Here is a 16,884-nt window from a genome sequence, read left to right as displayed (position 1 = left end):
TTTTCCGGCCGTCTTTTTCTCTTCTCTACCATGGTCGGAACGTGTTGCAATTCGGTTCATCGATCTGTGACATCAAGCACGATTGCTTCACCATGATGGTTGCCGCGCAACATCAGATACGGCAAGGTTCGCTAGCTGTTCCCGTTTGCTGCAAGTCTCCGGAAACCATGCCATGACAATCACGCGCCGCAGCTTCCTATCGGCATCGGCGGGCCTTGCCGCGATGCCGGTCCTGCGCGCAACCGCCGCGCCCCTTCCGCGCGAGGCTGACATTGTCGTGATCGGCGCGGGCGCGGCCGGAATTGCCGCGGCGCGGCGCATCATGGCGGCCAATCGCAAGGTCGTGGTGGTGGAAGCTGCGGGCGAGATCGGCGGGCGCTGCATCACGGATATGACGACCTTCGACACGCCGTTCGATCGCGGCGCGCGCTGGATGCACAATCCCGATACCAATCCGATGATCCGGCTGGCGCGCAGCGCCGGGCTCGACGTTCTGCCGGCGCCCTCAGGCCAGAAGATGCGCATCGGCCGCCGCAACGCACGGGCCGGCGAGACCGAGGAGTTCCTGGCGGCGCTGGTGCGTGCCAACCGCGCCATCGACGAGGCCGCGCGTGGCAAGCTCGATACCGCCTGCGCCTCGGTGCTGCCGAAGGATCTCGGCGACTGGGCCGGCGCGGCCGAGTTCATGCTGGGCGCGAGCTTCGCCGGCAAGGACCTGAAGGAGCTGTCTGCGATCGACAAGGCGCGTGCACAGGATCGCAACGCCGCGATCGCCTGCCGGCAGGGCCTGGGGACCCTGATCGCTAAACTCGGTGAGCAGGCGCCGGTCGCGCTGTCGACGCCGGCGAGCCGGATCGTCTGGAGCAATCGCGACGTCAGCGTGGAGACACAGGCCGGCAGGATCGCCGCCCGCGCCGCCATCATCACGGTCTCGACCAATGTGCTGACCTCGGGCGCGATCAAGTTTGGGCCCGACATTCCGAAGCGCACGCTCGATGCCGCATCGAAGCTCACGCTCGGAAGCTACGATCACATCGTGCTGCAGCTACCGGGCAATCCGCTGGGCCTGTCGCGCGACGACATCCTGATCGAGCAGAGCAATTCGACGCGCACGGCGCTGATGTTCGCCAATATCGGCGGTTCCTCGCTATGTTCGATCGATGTCGGCGGCTCGTTCGGCCGCGATCTCACCCAGCAAGGTGAAAAGGCGATGATGGCCTTCGCCAGGGAATGGATCACGAAGCTGTTCGGCAGCGAGGTCGCCGCCGCCGTGCAGAAAGCCAGCGTGACGCGCTGGAACGCCTCGCCCTTCGTGATGGGTGCGATGTCGGCGGCCTCCCCGGGCGGTCAGCTCTCGCGAAGAATCCTCGCCGAGCCGATCGCCAACATGTTCCTCGCCGGCGAAGCCACGCACGAGACGCTGTGGGGCACAGTCGACGGCGCCTGGGAAAGCGGCGAGCGCGCCGCGGACGCAGCCTTGCGCAAGATCGGCGCGCTGAAGGACGAGCCGGCCGACGTGCCGACGCAGTCGACGAAGAAGCGCAGGGCGAGGCCGCAATAAGCTTAACTCGTCGTCCCGGCGAAGGCCGGGACCCATAACCACAGGATGTGGTTTGGCGAGGACTCGGAGTTACCAGTTCGCGTAACAAAAGCCGATCGGGACTATGGGTCCCGGTCTTCGCCGGAACGACGTGGATGATTCAGCGCAAAATCCCATCCAGCATCGGCAGCCCGGCGATCACGGCCATCGCGATCAGCGCGTAGCAGATGGCGCGAAACACTTTCTCGCTCGCACGGCCGAACAGCGACGCGCCGAAGGCGACGCCGATCGCATAGACCGGACCAACAATGAGCGAGAGCACCAGCGACTCGCGTGAGATCAGGCCTGTGGTTGCGTAACTGACCATCGAGAAAAAATCCGACGCTCCAAAAAACAGCAAGATGTTGGCGCGCGCGACGATCGGGGCGATGGGGCGGCCGAGCCAATAGCCGACGATCGGCGGGCCGCCAGTCTGGGCGAGGCCGCTGCAGAAGCCGGAGAGGCTGCCGATACCAACCGAGAGCCAGGCGTGGTCCTTGCCGCGATAGCGCCAGCCCGACAGCAGCAGAAGCAACAGCGCGGCGACGAAGCAGGAGATGATCCATCGTGTCGTGACGGGTTCGAGCACGCTGAGGAAATAGGTGCCGACGGGGACGCCGACCAGCGCGCCCAGCACGAGCACCGCGGTGGCCTTGCGATCCGCCTTGCGCCAGGCGTCGGGCAGCAGCGGCGCGGCCGCGACGAAATCGATCACGAGGAGCAGCGCGGCAACGAGACGCGGCGCCGCGATGCTGCTCGCCAGCGGCATGAAGATCAGCGCCGAGCCGAAGCCGGAGAAGCCGCGCGCGGTGCCCGAAACGAAAGCGACGGCGCAGAGCGCCATCGCAATGGTGAGGCTGACGTCCTTCGGAAGAAGGTCAGTGAGATTCATGCTCTATTATTTCTCGAGCATGATCATGCTCTCAAAGTGCCGCCGGTCTTCTTCGTCACCTCCGCCACGATCTTCGCGGCGACGGCCTCGATCTCCTGGTCGGTCAAGGTCTTTTCGCGCGGCTGGATCGTCACCGCGATTGCGATCGACTTCTTGCCGTCGTCGATGCCCTTGCCTTCGTAGACGTCGAACACGTTCACGGCGGTGATCAGCTTCTTGTCGACGCTCTGAGCCGCGCGCACGATGTCGCCGCCCTTCACGGTGCGGTCGACGATGAAGGCGAAATCGCGTGAGACCGGCTGGAATGCCGACAGCTCGATCACGGGCTTGGCGCGGGTCGGCTTCTTCTTCGCCTCGGGGATGCGGTCGAGGATCACCTCGAACACCATCAGCGGGCCACCGGCGCCGAGCGCATCGAGCGCGCGCGGATGCATCTCGCCGAAATAACCCAGCACGTTCTGCGGTCCGATCTGGATCGTGCCGGAGCGCCCGGGATGTAGCCAGGACGGGCCGCCCGCGACGATCTGAAGGGCCTGCATCGGAGCGCCGGCAGCCGCGAGCACCGCGAGCGCATCGGCCTTGGCGTCGAACAAGTCAGCCTGCGCCGAACCCGACCAGTGCCGTCCGAGACCCTGCGATGATGCAAAACCGCGGCGGACGCCGCTCGCCGCCATGAACTGATCCTGCGGGCGGTCGCCTTTGAACACCTGCCCGACCTCGAACAGGGCGACATCGCCAAAGCCGCGATCGGCATTGGCCTGCGCCGCCGCGATCAGGCCGGCCAACAGGGTCGGGCGCATGTCGGACAAATCCGACGCGATCGGGTTGGCGACTTCGAGTTCGCGCTGGCCGCCGCCGAACAGCTGTGCGGCAGATTTGGTGATGAAGGACCAGGTCACCGCTTCGATGATGCCGCGGCTCGCGAGCGCCCGCCTGGCGCGGCGGGTGCGGAGCTGGAGCGGGGTCAGCACGGATTTTCGTGCGTCCTCGCCCCGCTCGAACGGCGTCATCGGCACCTTGTCGACGCCGTGGATACGGACGACTTCCTCGACGATGTCGGCCTTGCCGTGCACATCGGTCCGCCATGACGGCACCGCGACCTTCACGACGGGGCCCGGGCCCGCCATCATGAAGCCGAGATGGGTCAGGATGCGCTTCATCTCCGGCATCGGTACTTCGATGCCCGAGAGTCGCTTGACCTCGGTGACCGGAAAATCGATCACGCGGTCGTCGCCGAAGGTCTTGCCGACCACGACGTTCTCCGACGGCGTGCCGCCACACATCTCCATCACGAGTTTCGTCGCGAGCTCCAGCCCCGGCACCATGAAGGCCGGATCGACACCGCGCTCGAAACGGTAGCGCGCGTCCGAATTGATGCCGAGCTTGCGGCCGGTCTGGGCGATGTTGATCTCGTTCCACAGCGCCGATTCGATCAGCACGTCGGTGGTGCCTTCGTCGCAGCCCGAGGCCTCGCCGCCCATGATGCCGGCGAGCGACTCGACGCCATACTCGTCCGCGATCACGCAAATCGCTGGATCGAGATTGTAGGTGCGGCCGTCGAGCGCGAGCAGCGTCTCGCCGTCACGGGCGCGGCGCACCACGAGATTGCCCTTCACTTTCTTCGCGTCGAACACGTGCAGCGGCCGTGCGCGGTCGTAGGTCATGAAGTTGGTGATGTCGACCAGCGCGTTGATCGGGCGAAGCCCGATCGCGGACAGCCGCTTCTGCAGCCATTCCGGCGAGGGCCCGTTCTTCACGCCGCGCACGAGGCGTAGCGCAAAGCCCGGGCACAGCGCGGCGTCCTCGACCGTGACCTTCACCGGACACGGGAATTCGCCCTTGATCGGCTTGATGGTGGGGTCCTTGAACTTGCCCATGTCCGCGGCAGCAAGATCGCGCGCGATGCCGTGCACGCCGGTGCAGTCCTGCCGGTTCGGCGTCAGATTGATCTCGACCACGGGATCGCCGAGGCCGGCCCATGCGGCGTAAGCAGCGCCGATCGGCGCATCCGCGGGCAATTCCATGATGCCGTCATGGTCGTTGGAAATCTGCAATTCGGCCGCCGAGCACAGCATGCCGCGGCTCTCGACGCCGCGGATGGTGCCCACACCGAGCGTGATGTCCTTGCCGGGAATGTAGGTGCCCGGCGGCGAGAACACGCTGACGAGACCCGTCCGCGCATTCGGCGCCCCGCACACCACCTGCACGGGCGCGCCACCGTCGCCGGTGTCGACCATGCAGACGCGCAGCCGATCCGCGTTCGGATGCTGCTCGGCCGAGATCACCTTCGCGATGGTGAAAGGCTTCAGCGCCTTCGCCTTGTCCTCGATGTTTTCGACCTCGAGCCCGATCATGGTGAGCTTCTCGGCGAGCTTGTCCAGCGGCTCGTCGGTCTCGAGATGTTCCTTCAGCCAGGAGAGAGTGAATTTCATGGCTGCTTTTTCTCCGCGACGACGGTCTGCTCCCTCTCCCGCTTGCGGGGGAGGGCTGGGGTGGGGGTTCTCTCCGCAACGGCAGCAGCGATTGTTTCGAGAACGCCAGCACGATTGGTCATGATGTCGAGGTTGCTGAAACGGAGCACCTTGATGCCTCCCGCTTCGATCACGGCAGAGCGCCGTGTATCGGCGCGCTCGCCTTCATCAGAGAAGTGCTGGCCGCCATCGAGCTCGATAACGAGCTTGGCCGCGTGGCAGATGAAGTCGGCGACGTAATTATCGATCGGTACTTGGCGGCGAAAACTTGTGCCGTTCAATCGGCCGGCGCGCAGCTCCGACCAGAGGATGCGCTCCGCATCGGTCGAATTGCGTCTGAGCGCGCGCGCATTGGCTCGTAGCTTGGCCGATACTTTCCAGTCCGGATGCTTGGGATCGACCATCGGCAGCCCCATTGCGGAGAAACCCTCACCCCAACCCTCCCCCGCACGCGGGGGAGGGAGTCCGACCTCTCGGGTGGAGCGAGAATACGTATCCATGAGACGGACGCCCCGCACGCGCTCCATCCATTCCCTCCCCCGCTTGCGGGGGAGCGGCAGGGAGAAGGTTCTCTCCGCGAAGGGAACGGAGAGAGTCTTCGTGCGTCCGAGCAAGCCCATCACGAGCTCAGCCCTCCCGCGAGCGTCGGCACTTCGAGCGGCTTGAAGCCGTAATGGGACAGCCAGCGGACGTCGTTGTCGAACAGCTGGCGCAGGTCGGCAATGCCGTATTTCAGCATGGCGATGCGGTCGATGCCCATGCCCCAGGCGAAGCCCTGGTACTCGTCGGGATCGATGCCGCAGGCGCGCAGCACGTTCGGATGCACCATGCCGCAGCCGAGAATCTCGAGCCAGTCCTCGCCCTCGCCGAAGCGGATCTCGCCCTTGTCGCGGCGGCACTGGATGTCGACTTCCAGCGACGGCTCGGTGAATGGGAAGAACGAGGGGCGGAAGCGCATGTTGATGTGATCGACCTCGAAGAACGCCTTGCAGAACTCGTGCAGGATCCATTTGAGGTGGCCGAGATGGGAGTGCTTGTCGATGACGAGGCCTTCGACCTGGTGGAATTGCGGCGTGTGGGTCGCGTCCGAATCGATGCGATAGGTGCGGCCCGGGCAGATCACGCGGATCGGCGGCTTCTGGCTCAGCATGGTGCGCACCTGCACCGGCGAGGTGTGGGTGCGCAACAGCATGCGGGAGCCGTCCTCCTTCGGATGGAAGAAGAAGGTGTCGTGCATCTCGCGCGCGGGATGGCCTTCCGGAAAATTCAGTTTGGTGAAATTGTAGTCGTCGGTCTCGATATCGGGGCCTTCGGCGACCGAGAATCCCATATCGGCGAAGATCGTGGTCAGCTCGTCCCAGACCTGGCTCAGCGGATGGATGCGGCCGGCCTCGGCCGGCGCATCGCGCAGCGGCAGGGTGACGTCGATGGTTTCCGACGCAAGCCGCGCGTCGAGCGCCGCCGATTTCAAGACGTCGCGCCGCGCGGCGAGCGCCTCGGTGACCTTGTCCTTGGCCTGGTTGATCGCAGCGCCTTGCGTCTTGCGTTCGTCCGGCGACATTTTTCCGAGCGTGGCAAGCAGCGCCGAGATCGAACCCTTCTTGCCGAGGGCAGCGACGCGCACCGCTTCGAGGGCGGCCTCGTCGCCGGCGGCGGCGATCTGGTCGAGGATGGATGTTTCGAGCATTGCGAGGTCGGACACGGTCAAATCCCTGCTGCCAAATTCGGCTGGGTTGTCGCCGCCCGAAGGCCGTAACGTCAAGCGAAAAGCCGGTCATTTCGGGCTGACGAGCGGCTGGGTTGAACCTCGCGCGGAGGCTGGCACCAAGGGGAAAGCGAGGAGGCTTTCGCGATGCTCTCAAGATCCTGTCTGGCTGCTCTCGCCGTCGTTCTCTCCGTCGCGAGCACCCCGGCGCGCGCCATGGTCTGCATGGAGAAGTCGATGACGCTGGACGAGGTCGTCGACGCCATCGCTGCCCAGAAGGGCTGCGAAAGCGCGATGAAAATGTTTCAGGATTGCCAATTGACCGCGAGCGGCGATGTCCAGCTCGGCGCCGCCGTCGAGAAGAAATGCGAGGCGGACTTCATGCCCGGCCTCAACACTGCGCGGAAACAGGCTTACCAACGCGAGATGCGCGTGTGCGACCGGAAGTACCGGAATAAATCCGGCACCATGCATCTGTCATTCACGGCATTCTGCCGGGCGGAGATCGCCCAGCGCTATTCGCAACGCGCGCTGAAGGCCGGCGGGGCCGGCCGTTAGGCCTCAGGCCGCCAGAGCGGCTTTGGCCTTCTCGGCGATCGCCTGGAACGACGCGGGCTCGTTGATCGCGAGATCCGACAGCACCTTGCGGTCCACGGTGATCCCGGACTTGGCCATGCCGTCGATAAAGCGGCTGTAGGTCAGGCCGAACGGACGCACGGCAGCGTTGATGCGCTGGATCCAGAGTGCGCGGAACGTCCGCTTCTTGCGCTTGCGATCACGGAAGGCATACACGAGAGCCTTCTCGACCGCCGGCTTGGCGGTGCGGATCGTGTTCTTGCGGCGGCCGCGGAAACCCTTGGCGGCCTTGTAGACTTTCTTGTGCTTGGCGTGGGCGGTCACACCGCGTTTGACGCGAGCCATGACAAAAATCCTTCGAAAGATGACTTGATGTTCGGATCGCCGCGAAAGCTGCGGCGCGGGTGGCAATGATCGTGGACGCGATCAGGCGTTGGGCAAGAAGTACTTCTTGACGTTGTCGCCGTCGGTCTTGAACAGCACGGCGGTGCCGCGCAGCTGTCGGATCTGCTTCTTCGTCCGCTTGATCATGCCGTGACGCTTGCTACGATGCGCGAACATCACTTTGCCGGTGGCAGTCACCTTGAAGCGCTTTTTAGCGCCCGATTTGGTCTTCAGCTTGGGCATTTGGCTCTCCTAATGGCCATAGAAATCCGCCCGCAAAGGCGGCTGGCCGTCAAAATGCTCGTTAGAGCGTTGATTGTGCTCAGGTTTTACGAACTAGCGCGAAACCCGCACGGACACCGCCACGGCAGCCCTTAATCAGCCGGGCAATGAAGGCTGGGCTTATGACAGAGGACGGGCGAATTGGCAACGATGAACCGGTGGAACCTAGCCGCCGACTATCCGGGATTGCTATCTTCATGTCCGAGCCGTGTCGCCCGGAGCAGGATTAACATGCCCTATTTTTCCCAATCGCTTCCGTCTTTGACGGATGTCGCTCGTCTGCGCTGCCTGGCGCTGTTGGCCGTGCTCGCCATGGCTGCGTTTCCCTCGACTGCCGATGCGCGCATCCGCGGCTATGACGGCGTCTGGAACGTCACCTTCGCCACCACCCGCGGCAATTGCAGCTCCGGCTACAGCGTTCCCTTCACCGTCGCCGGCAGCCGGGTGTCGTCCGCAGGCGGTGGCCGGGTCTCCGGCAAGGTCAATCGCAGCGGTGCCGTCGCGGTCCAGGTTTCGGTCGGGGCGTCCCATGCCAGCGGCGGCGGCCGGCTCGCCGGCGTGAAGGGCGCCGGTTCGTGGAGGGGTATCATCTCCGGCGATCAGTGCAGCGGCACCTGGCAGGCGACGAGGACGTAACTATCGCCAACAGGACGGGTGCCCAGGGAAAACAAAACGGCCCGCCGGACATCCGGACGGGCCGTTGAACTCTCAATCCTGAACAACTCGCGTCAGCGCGGCGCCAGCACCATGACGACCTGACGGCCCTCGAACCGCGCGTCCTGCTCCACCTTGGCGAGCTCGGCCACGTCGGTCTTGATCTTGTCGAGCAGCTTGGTACCGATCTCCTGGTGCGCCATTTCGCGGCCGCGATAGCGCAGGGTGATCTTGACCTTGTCGCCCTCTTCGAAGAACCGCTGCATGGCGCGCATCTTCACTTCGTAGTCGTGGTCGTCGATCATCGGGCGGAGCTTGATCTCCTTGATCTCGACGATCTTCTGCCGCTTGCGGGCTTCGGCGGCTTTTTTCTGCGCGGAATATTTATACTTCCCGTAGTCCATGATCTTGCAGACGGGAGGGCTGACGTTCGGCGAGATCTCGACCAGATCCATGCCGGCTTCCTGGGCCAGGCGGATAGCCGCGACGGTCTCGATGGTGCCCTTGTTGTCACCGGTCTGATCGATCAGCTGGATCTGCGCATTGCGAATGTCGTCATTGATGCGCGGCCCGTCTTTGGCGGCAGTGGGCGGGGCTTTATTGGGACGGCGAATGGGTGGTTCTCCAAAGTTATGAAAAGAGGCGGCTATTTTGCAGGAAGATACGCTTGCCGGCAAGCAATCGCTCGTGCGGCGGTCGAAAAAGCCTCAAATGCGAGGCATTTTGGCCACGGCGGGGCACGCAGACCGACATAGACACCTTGCTTCTGTTCCGCAAGCGTCCCAAAGGGCAAATGCCGACGTCCGGCTGCTGCGGAGCACGTCCGGACAGCTCAAACTGCACAGCCAGAGTAAACGTTCCATGACCCCTGCAATTCCCGATGCCGTGCTCGACTTCATCGATGTGGGCGAGGGCCCGTCCGCACGCCGGATCGCGGTGCGCCGCCGCGCCAGCCAAAAATCTGGTCAAGGACCGGGACTGGTCTGGCTCGGCGGGTTCAAATCGGACATGCGGGGCAGCAAGGCTGTGGCGCTGGACGATTGGGCTCGTGATCACGGCCGTGCCGTGGTCCGGTTCGATTATTCCGGCCATGGCGAATCCGGTGGCGATTTCGCCGACGGAACCATCGGGCGCTGGCTCGAGGAAAGCGTCGCGGTATTCGAGCGGTTCTGCGACGGCCCGCAAGTCCTGATCGGCTCGTCCATGGGCGGCTGGATGGCGCTCCTGCTCGCGCGCGAAATCAAAAAGCGGCAACAGAAACAGCAAGCCAAAGCCTCGCTGGCGGGCCTGGTGCTGATCGCGCCGGCGCCCGACTTCACCGAGGAGCTGATGTGGAAGAATTTTCCGGCCGCAGTGAAGAAAGAGATCGAGACCAAGGGCGTCTGGCTGAGACCGTCGGATTATGGCGACGGCTCGCCCTATCCGATCACGCGGAATCTGATCGAGGAGGGGCGCAACCACCTCGTGCTCGGCAGCGCCATCGATCTCGGCTGTCCCGTCCGCATCTTGCAAGGTGCTCAGGATCCTGACGTGCCTTGGCAGCATGCGTTCGCACTGACCCATCGCCTGCCCGCCGACGACGTCGTGCTGACGATGATCCAGGACGGCGATCACCGCCTCTCGCGCCCGCAGGACATCGCCCGCATTCTTGCCGCGGTGGCCGAGATCGGGTGAAATCGCGACCTAGCACTCGGTGTCATCGCCCGACTTGATCGGGCGATCCAGTATTCCAGGCGCTCGTGCTCAAGCCGAGAAGCCGTGGCGTACTGGATGCCCCGGTCAAGCCGGGGCATGACTGAGAAAGGGAGGGGAGAATCGCCGATGACCACTATCGCCATGCTGCGCGCCTTCTGCGACGCCGTCGAACAACGCAACGGAAAAGCCTTCGCGGATCTCTTCACCGAGGACGGCGTCTATCACGACGTGTTCTATGGCGCCTTCGCCGGCCCCGAAAAGATCGCCGCAATGATCGACGACTGGTTCTATCGTACGGCAACCGACTTCCGCTGGGACATGCATGATCCAGTCTCGAACGGCACCACGCTCTACGCGCGCTACACGTTCAGCTATCGCTCGACCTTGCCGGAAGCGAACGGCGCGCGGGCGATGTTCGAGGGCGTGGCGATCATGATACTTCGCGACGGCAGGATCGTCAGCTATCACGAGGTCGCCAACACCGCGCCGGCGTTTGTCGATTTGAAGTTTGCGCCGGAACGGATCGCGAAGATCGTCGCCAGGCAGGGCGCGGAGCTCAGGGCGCGTCCCGAGATGAAGCGGCATCTCGCCTAGCCGTCATTCCGCGTCCTTACCGCTTCGACGGATTTACCATCGGCTTGCGCTGCGCCAGCGCCGCGACCGTGGCAGTGCCGATCGGGCCCTGCTCGTCATAGAGCCAGCATTCGCCGATCGCCACACCGTCGGTGGCTTGGTGGTTCACCACCTCGAAGCCGATCCAGTTCGTCACCGGCAGGCGGTGCAGATAGATCGTGACGTCGCTGTTGATGTAGCCGAGGCCCTTGTCGCCGGCGTTCGCGAACGGACTGGCGAAGTCCGCGCCGGTGGCGACATGGACGAACGGCGTCATCGGCACGCCCGCGACCAGCTCGCGCACCTCGCTCATCCAGAGTTTTCGTGGCCCGAGCGAGCCCATCTGGCCGACGATCGGTCGCGTGGTCCATTTGCCGTTCATGCCGAGCCTGGGATCGGTCGGCTTGGGAATGTCGGCCGGCTTCGGCACGTCCCAATTCGGCGGCGACCAGACATTGCCGTCCGGATTCTGCGTTCGCCGCAACAGCTGGCACGAGGCGCGCGCCATGCCGACGCCGCCGGAGACAAACTCCGCTTCCACGACGCGGATGCGCATCCCGTCGCGCACGAGACGCGTCGTCACCTCGATCGGTTTGTCGATGGTCGGCAGCCGAAACATGTCGACGGTCAGCCGCGCCGGCACGAATTCGGGGCCGGAATGGCGCTCCTCGATGGCGAAGCCGAGCAGGCCGACGATGACGCGCCCGTGCAGCGATTTCGGATCCCACGGGCCGTTGGCGACTTCCGTCGGATGGAATGTGTCGCCGTCGCGGGTGAAGAAAGGCATGTTTGTCATGACGCGCGAGCTTGAAGGAACGTGTGGGGAAATCAAGATGCTCAATCCTCACGGTGAGGAGGCGCGAAGCGCTCTCACAACAACGGTGTCATCGCCCGGCTTGACCGGGCGATCCAGTACTCCGAGACGGCTGTGGTTCAATCGAGAGGCCGCGGCGTACTGGATGCCCCGCTTGCCGCCTACGCTAAAGCTTCGGCGCCCCTGGATCTCAACCCCGGCGAAGCCTTGGCATAGCCGGGTCGCGGAGCATGACAGCGGAGGATTAGGAGGCGGTGCGCCACTCCTCACGCACGCTCTCATCGCGCTCGCTCGCGATTGCCGTTGCTCTCATCGCCTCGAACTCATCCCGCGGCATCAACTGCCCCAGCGCCCACACCGCAGCCCCGCGCACCAGCGCGCTCTCATCCTCCAGCAATCGCCGCGCCTCGTCCGCCAGTGCCGCATCGCCGGAGTTACCGATCGCGATCAGCACGTTGCGCAGAAACCGATCGCGGCCGATGCGCTTCACCGGGGATTTCGTGAACAGCGCACGGAACGACGCGTCGTCGAGCCGTGCAAGCTCGGCAAGACCTGGCGCGCGCAAAGCGTCACGGGCGGCAAGCTTTGCCTCACGGCCCTCCTGCGCGAACTTGTTCCAAGGACAGGCGGCGAGGCAATCGTCGCAGCCATAGATGCGGTTGCCGATGCTTTTACGAAACTCTTGCGGGATGGGTCCCTTGTTCTCGATGGTGAGGTACGAGATGCAGCGCCGCGCATCGAGCTTGTAGGGCGCGGGGAAGGCCGCGGTCGGGCAGATGTCGAGACACGCCCGGCACGAGCCGCAATGATCGATCTCGGAATCGTCGCGCGGCAGCTCCAGCGTGGTGTAGATCGCGCCGAGAAACAGCCAGGAGCCGAACTCGCGCGAGACCAGATTGGTGTGCTTCCCCTGCCAGCCCAGATGCGCGGCTTGCGCCAGCGGTTTCTCCATCACCGCCGCGGTGTCGACGAACACTTTCACTTCGCAAGGCTTCACCTCACAAGGTGCGGTCGCGACCAGCCATCGCGCCAGCGCCTTCAGGCGCTTCTTGATGAGGTCGTGATAGTCGTCGCCCTGCGCATACACCGAGATCGCCGCGCGCGTGCGCTGTTGCAGGATCGCGAGCGGATCCTGATCGGGGCCGTAATTGACGCCGAGCATGATGACGCTGCGCACGTCCCGCCACAGCCCGCGCGGATCGACCCGGCGCTCCGGCTGCGCGGCGAGCCAATCCATGTCGCCATGGCCTCCGGATGCGATGAATTCGAGAAAATGCTGTCCGGCGCTTTCGATCGTGCCGGGCTCCGTGATGCCGATACAGTCGAAGCCGAGCGCGCGTGCCTCGTTTGCAAGCGCCGTACGAAGCTCATCAATGTCGATGCTGGATTTGATCATCGATGCATCCACGCGCGTCATGGCCGGGCTCGTCCCGGCCATCCACGTCCTTGCGTCGCATAACAGAAAGAACGTGGATGCCCGGGACAAGCCCGGGCATGACGTTCACCATCAGAAGTCCAGGTCCACGTAGGTCCGCGACGCCGGCACGCCGGCCAGCCATTCGCTCAACAGCGGACGGAACGACGGGCGGGATTTCACCCGTGCGTACCACGCCTTTGCCGCGTCGTCCTCGCTCCATGGCACGTCGCCCAGATAGTCGATCGCCGAGAGGTGCGCCGCGGCGGCGAGATCCGCGTAGCTGAGCCGGTCGCCGGCGAGGAAATTACGCGTCTGCGCCAGCCAGCCGATATAGGCCAGATGATAGCGCACATTTGCCTTGGCCGCGCGCATCACGTCGGCCGAGGGCGGGCCGCCGCCGTTGTCCTCGCTCATGAAGCGCTTGTAGATGCGCTCGGTGACGAGCGGGTGGGAGACTTCCTCGAAGAACTTTTCGTTGAACCAGGCCATCAGCCGGCGGACCTCGACGCGCTCGCCGATCGTGTCCGGCATCAGGCGCTTCAGTCCCATCTCGGAGCCATAGGCCTCGTCGACATATTCGGCGACGATCGCCGCGCCCGGGATCGGAGGCTGCTCGTCGTCCACCAGGACGGGCGTCATGCCCGCCGCATTGAGCAGCAGAAATGCTTCGCGCCGCTCCCAGCTGCGCTCTTCGATCAGCTTCAGCTCAAGCCCGTATTCTCCCGCGATCAGGCGGATGAACCGCGAATGCGGGCAGAACGGATGATGAAACAGCGTAAACATGAAGCCTTTGACTATGTGATGGTGCTTAAGAATCCATCAATGTTTGTGCGGCGCCACACTAGTCATTCAAAACCGCGAAGCAAGGGCGCGCCGCCGCATTTTGCGATTGCAGCAAGGGAGCGGATGGGCGAGAAGAGCCCCGCTTTTCCAGCCGAAATGGACCGTAAATATGTCAGATGCAATACGGGCAGTGATCCTCGGCATCATCGAGGGTGTGACCGAGTTCCTTCCCGTATCCTCGACCGGCCATTTGCTGCTTGCGGAGCGCTTCTTCCATCTCGGCGAGGGCGCGTTTTGGGATTCGTTTACGGTCCTGATCCAGCTCGGCGCGATCCTCGCGATCGTCGTGTTGTACTTCAAGAAATTGTGGGACGTCGCGATCGGCATGTTCACGGGCGACGCCTATGCACGCCGCTTCGTGATCGGCGTGCTGGTGGCGTTCCTGCCCGCTGTCATCGTCGGTCTCGTCGCCGGCAAATACATCAAGAGCATGCTGTTCAATCCGTGGGTGGTGTGCTTCTCGCTGATCGTCGGCGGCGCCATCCTGCTTTGGGTCGACAAGCTCGATCTCAAGGCGCGCGAGCACGACGCCACCCGGTTTCCGCTGCTGATGTATCTCTATATCGGCATCGCGCAGTGCATCGCGATGATCCCGGGCGTCTCGCGCTCCGGTGCCAGCATCGTCGCGGCGATGTTCCTGGGGGCCGACAAGCGCGCGGCGGCGGAGTTCTCGTTCTTTCTCGCCATCCCCACCATGATCGGGGCGTTCGCCTACGATTTCTACAAGAACCGCTCCGAGATGACGATGGACCACATGGGCATCGTCGCGATCGGCTTCGTGGTGTCGTTCGTCACCGCGATCATCGTGGTGAAGACATTCCTGGAATACGTCACCCGCCACGGCTTCGTGGTGTTCGCCTGGTGGCGCGTGATCGTCGGCACGCTCGGCCTGATCGCGCTGGCGCTGGGGCGGTAAACCCGAACGTCAAACGACTGCAGTCCGGACACTGAAGCTCGTCATGCCCGGCCATGACGGCGGGGATGGTTACGCGCTCTTGCGCTGGAATTGCCCGGCGGCGCGGAAACGCCAGAGATATTGCGGGGCGATCGCTTCCAGCGAGTCGGGCGTGATGCCGAGGCCTTCCAGCGTCAGGCCGGCGGCCTTGGCCGCATCCGACACCACATTGTCGCGCGCGAGCAGCGTGACCTGGTCCGGCGTCAGCTTCAGCGCGCCCGGCGCGAATTGCAGGAAGTTGGCCTTGAAGCGGGCGAGGCCAAACGGCAGCGGCATCAGCATCGGCTTGCGATCGGCGATCTCGAGAATGGCCTCGATGATCTCGCGCATGGTCAGCACTTCCGGGCCGCCGAGCTCGTAGGTCGCGCCCGCCTTGGCCTTGCCGTCGACGGCATCCGCGACCGCGGTGGCGACGTCGCCGACATAGACCGGCTGCATCTTCGTGTCGCTGCCGATCAGCGGCAGCACCGGCGACATCCGCGCCAGTGCCGCGAAGCGGTTGGTGAACTGATCCTCGGGGCCGAACATCACGGAGGGGCGGAAGATTGTCGCCGACGGCACTGCGGCCAGGACTGCGGCTTCGCCGGCCGCCTTGGCCCTGGCATAGCGCGAGGGCGATTCCGCGTCGGCGCCGATCGCCGAGACATGGATCAGCTGTGCCCCGGCGGCCGCGGCCGCCTTGGCGATGGTCTCGGCGCCCCTGGCCTGGACGGCATCGAAGCTCTGCGCGCCGCCTTCGGTCAGGACGCCGACCAGATTGATCACGACCTGCGAATCACGCAGCGCCGCCTCGATCGAGGCCGGATAGCGGACGTTGGCCTGGACGGTGTGGACCTGACCGACCTTGCCGGACGGCTGGAGGTACCCGGCCAGCTCCGGCCGCCGCACCGCGACCCGGACCCGGTAGTCGCGCCGGCACAGCGCGCGGACGACATTCCGGCCCAAAAACCCCGATCCGCCGAAAACCGTGACGAGCGTGTCCAGATTCGATGCCATGGGATCCATTCCTGGGGTCCATATCCTGCGGGAAGAGTGCGTCTCGTCAGGCTTGTATCGGGCCGGTTTGCGATGCGCAATCCGCATCCCGAAGCGGGGTTCAAGCATGAATTGACAACCGCGTCACCGAACCGTAGTAACCGCCTCCGTGCCTAACCGGCATGCCCAGGTGGTGGAATTGGTAGACGCGCTGGCTTCAGGTGCCAGTGGCTTAACGGCCGTGAAGGTTCGAGTCCTTTCCTGGGCACCATCTCCTACTCAAGCGATTGAAATCGCTTTTGCAGGGAATTGAGCTGCTGACCGGTACACAAAACCGAGGCACGGCACTCATGGCGTACCGAATGGCCTACATCGCTCGTCGGGTCGGCTCGGATCGCAGGCGATCTGGAGGCGGCTGGCTTCAGTCGCTCAGGCAAGCGCTACGTGCCGAAAGGTCGGCAAAGCTGATGACCCCAAGCGCCTAAGAGGTCTCAGTGCTCGTTGACTGCAGCGCCGAGCTTGATCAGGCTCAGCGAGCGGTTCGCGGTCTCGCGCAGGCGGCAGTAGCTCGCGTCGCCCGGGTACATGCCGGGCTCGACCTTGTCGAAGACCGCGCAGAAGCGATCACGCGACGCGGCGAAAGTTTTCTGCGAGTCATTGACCGCCTTGATCACGTCGGCGAACCCGCCGGCCTGAACCTTCTTTAGCGCCTCATTGGTTTTCTGCGTCCAAATGGCGAGTTCGCGCGCCGCGCAGGCTTTCCATTTGGCGACATCGTCATTCGCGCCCTCTGCCGCTTTGATGCAGGGGTCGGCGACGAGCCCGACGCACGCGCCGCCGAAACCGCCGGTTTTCTCCGCGGCCTTCAGGCAGCCATCGATCACCGCAAGTTCGGCTGGCGCGATGCCTTGGGCGAAAGCCATCGATGCGAGCGGGAGGCTTGCGGCGAGCATCGCGGCGGCAAGTTTGAGCTTCATTGGAGATCTCCGTTCGGCGCATCGAAGATATGAAACACAATACCACTGCGAGC

General features: G+C 64.3%; 18 protein-coding genes and 1 tRNA gene. 7 read left to right on the top strand and 12 right to left on the bottom strand.

Annotated elements, in window-relative coordinates:
• Positions 1-172 precede the first annotated feature (172 nt).
• On the top strand, positions 173-1,561 hold the full coding sequence (locus AC0L3P_RS33455; protein ID WP_473308562.1) for a flavin monoamine oxidase family protein: 1,389 nt from the start codon (positions 173-175) through the stop codon (positions 1,559-1,561).
• A gap of 139 nt (positions 1,562-1,700) precedes the next feature.
• Here the strand turns inward: AC0L3P_RS33455 and AC0L3P_RS33450 are convergent, their stop codons facing one another.
• The 4 genes from AC0L3P_RS33450 to pheS form a co-directional block, all read right to left on the bottom strand.
• The gene (locus tag AC0L3P_RS33450) at positions 1,701-2,471 is read right to left on the bottom strand and encodes a sulfite exporter TauE/SafE family protein (RefSeq protein ID WP_473308561.1); all 771 of its coding nucleotides are present in this window, start codon (positions 2,469-2,471) and stop codon (positions 1,701-1,703) included.
• 23 nt (positions 2,472-2,494) lie between these two features.
• Positions 2,495-4,903 carry a phenylalanine--tRNA ligase subunit beta gene (gene pheT / locus AC0L3P_RS33445; protein WP_473308560.1) on the bottom strand — a complete coding sequence of 803 codons (2,409 nt, stop codon included), beginning with the start codon at positions 4,901-4,903 and terminating at the stop codon, positions 2,495-2,497.
• A complete protein-coding gene (locus tag AC0L3P_RS33440) occupies positions 4,900-5,346 on the bottom strand; it encodes an endonuclease domain-containing protein (RefSeq protein WP_473308559.1) in 447 nt (148 codons plus the stop codon). Before AC0L3P_RS33440 ends, pheT begins: the two co-directional genes overlap by 4 nt.
• Before the next feature lie 215 nt (positions 5,347-5,561).
• Complete coding sequence (pheS, locus tag AC0L3P_RS33435; protein ID WP_354064281.1) at positions 5,562-6,644, bottom strand: phenylalanine--tRNA ligase subunit alpha; 1,083 nt, start codon at positions 6,642-6,644, stop codon at positions 5,562-5,564.
• 150 nt (positions 6,645-6,794) lie between these two features.
• Between pheS and AC0L3P_RS33430 the strand changes: the two genes are divergently transcribed.
• Positions 6,795-7,205 carry a hypothetical protein gene (locus AC0L3P_RS33430; protein ID WP_473308558.1) on the top strand — a complete coding sequence of 137 codons (411 nt, stop codon included), beginning with the start codon at positions 6,795-6,797 and terminating at the stop codon, positions 7,203-7,205.
• A 3-nt stretch (positions 7,206-7,208) separates the two neighbouring features.
• On the opposite strand, the gene rplT is transcribed toward AC0L3P_RS33430, so the two are convergent.
• Positions 7,209-7,568, bottom strand: coding sequence for a 50S ribosomal protein L20 (gene rplT / locus AC0L3P_RS33425; protein WP_007598538.1), 360 nt, complete (start codon positions 7,566-7,568; stop codon positions 7,209-7,211).
• An 81-nt stretch (positions 7,569-7,649) separates the two neighbouring features.
• Complete coding sequence (rpmI, locus tag AC0L3P_RS33420; protein ID WP_007598540.1) at positions 7,650-7,850, bottom strand: 50S ribosomal protein L35; 201 nt, start codon at positions 7,848-7,850, stop codon at positions 7,650-7,652.
• A gap of 270 nt (positions 7,851-8,120) precedes the next feature.
• On the opposite strand from rpmI, the gene AC0L3P_RS33415 reads away from it, so the two are divergent.
• Positions 8,121-8,525 (top strand): hypothetical protein, encoded by a 405-nt coding sequence (locus AC0L3P_RS33415; protein ID WP_473308557.1) that lies wholly within the window; start codon positions 8,121-8,123, stop codon positions 8,523-8,525.
• Between the two features lie 92 nt (positions 8,526-8,617).
• Here the strand turns inward: AC0L3P_RS33415 and infC are convergent, their stop codons facing one another.
• Positions 8,618-9,157: a translation initiation factor IF-3 gene (infC, locus tag AC0L3P_RS33410; protein WP_085349942.1), complete on the bottom strand. Its 540-nt coding sequence runs from the start codon at positions 9,155-9,157 to the stop codon at positions 8,618-8,620.
• A 247-nt stretch (positions 9,158-9,404) separates the two neighbouring features.
• Here infC and AC0L3P_RS33405 point away from each other — a divergent pair, with 247 nt between their 5' ends.
• Together AC0L3P_RS33405 and AC0L3P_RS33400 are read left to right on the top strand one after the other, a co-directional pair.
• Entirely contained in the window at positions 9,405-10,217 is an 813-nt protein-coding gene (locus AC0L3P_RS33405) for an alpha/beta hydrolase (protein WP_275168892.1), read from the top strand.
• A gap of 147 nt (positions 10,218-10,364) precedes the next feature.
• Positions 10,365-10,832, top strand: coding sequence for a nuclear transport factor 2 family protein (locus tag AC0L3P_RS33400; RefSeq protein ID WP_275168890.1), 468 nt, complete (start codon positions 10,365-10,367; stop codon positions 10,830-10,832).
• A gap of 16 nt (positions 10,833-10,848) precedes the next feature.
• Here the strand turns inward: AC0L3P_RS33400 and AC0L3P_RS33395 are convergent, their stop codons facing one another.
• The 3 genes from AC0L3P_RS33395 to AC0L3P_RS33385 form a co-directional block, all read right to left on the bottom strand.
• Positions 10,849-11,646 (bottom strand): acyl-CoA thioesterase domain-containing protein, encoded by a 798-nt coding sequence (locus AC0L3P_RS33395; protein WP_473308554.1) that lies wholly within the window; start codon positions 11,644-11,646, stop codon positions 10,849-10,851.
• A gap of 262 nt (positions 11,647-11,908) precedes the next feature.
• Positions 11,909-13,060 carry a tRNA epoxyqueuosine(34) reductase QueG gene (gene queG, locus AC0L3P_RS33390; RefSeq protein ID WP_275168886.1) on the bottom strand — a complete coding sequence of 384 codons (1,152 nt, stop codon included), beginning with the start codon at positions 13,058-13,060 and terminating at the stop codon, positions 11,909-11,911.
• A gap of 111 nt (positions 13,061-13,171) precedes the next feature.
• On the bottom strand, positions 13,172-13,864 hold the full coding sequence (locus AC0L3P_RS33385; RefSeq protein ID WP_275168884.1) for a glutathione S-transferase family protein: 693 nt from the start codon (positions 13,862-13,864) through the stop codon (positions 13,172-13,174).
• A 169-nt stretch (positions 13,865-14,033) separates the two neighbouring features.
• Between AC0L3P_RS33385 and AC0L3P_RS33380 the strand changes: the two genes are divergently transcribed.
• Positions 14,034-14,840: an undecaprenyl-diphosphate phosphatase gene (locus AC0L3P_RS33380; protein ID WP_275168882.1), complete on the top strand. Its 807-nt coding sequence runs from the start codon at positions 14,034-14,036 to the stop codon at positions 14,838-14,840.
• A 69-nt stretch (positions 14,841-14,909) separates the two neighbouring features.
• On the opposite strand, the gene AC0L3P_RS33375 is transcribed toward AC0L3P_RS33380, so the two are convergent.
• Positions 14,910-15,875, bottom strand: coding sequence for a complex I NDUFA9 subunit family protein (locus AC0L3P_RS33375; RefSeq protein WP_275168881.1), 966 nt, complete (start codon positions 15,873-15,875; stop codon positions 14,910-14,912).
• A 163-nt stretch (positions 15,876-16,038) separates the two neighbouring features.
• Here AC0L3P_RS33375 and AC0L3P_RS33370 point away from each other — a divergent pair.
• Positions 16,039-16,125 (top strand) — tRNA-Leu (locus AC0L3P_RS33370).
• A 220-nt stretch (positions 16,126-16,345) separates the two neighbouring features.
• On the opposite strand, the gene AC0L3P_RS33365 is transcribed toward AC0L3P_RS33370, so the two are convergent.
• On the bottom strand, positions 16,346-16,807 hold the full coding sequence (locus tag AC0L3P_RS33365) for a lysozyme inhibitor LprI family protein (RefSeq protein ID WP_473308551.1): 462 nt from the start codon (positions 16,805-16,807) through the stop codon (positions 16,346-16,348).
• Positions 16,808-16,884: the final 77 nt, after the last annotated feature.

This window comes from Bradyrhizobium sp. WSM4874 (assembly GCF_055811835.1).
The sequence above is the reverse complement of the archived record's forward strand: the minus strand, read 5'-3'. Positions and strand labels throughout refer to the sequence as shown.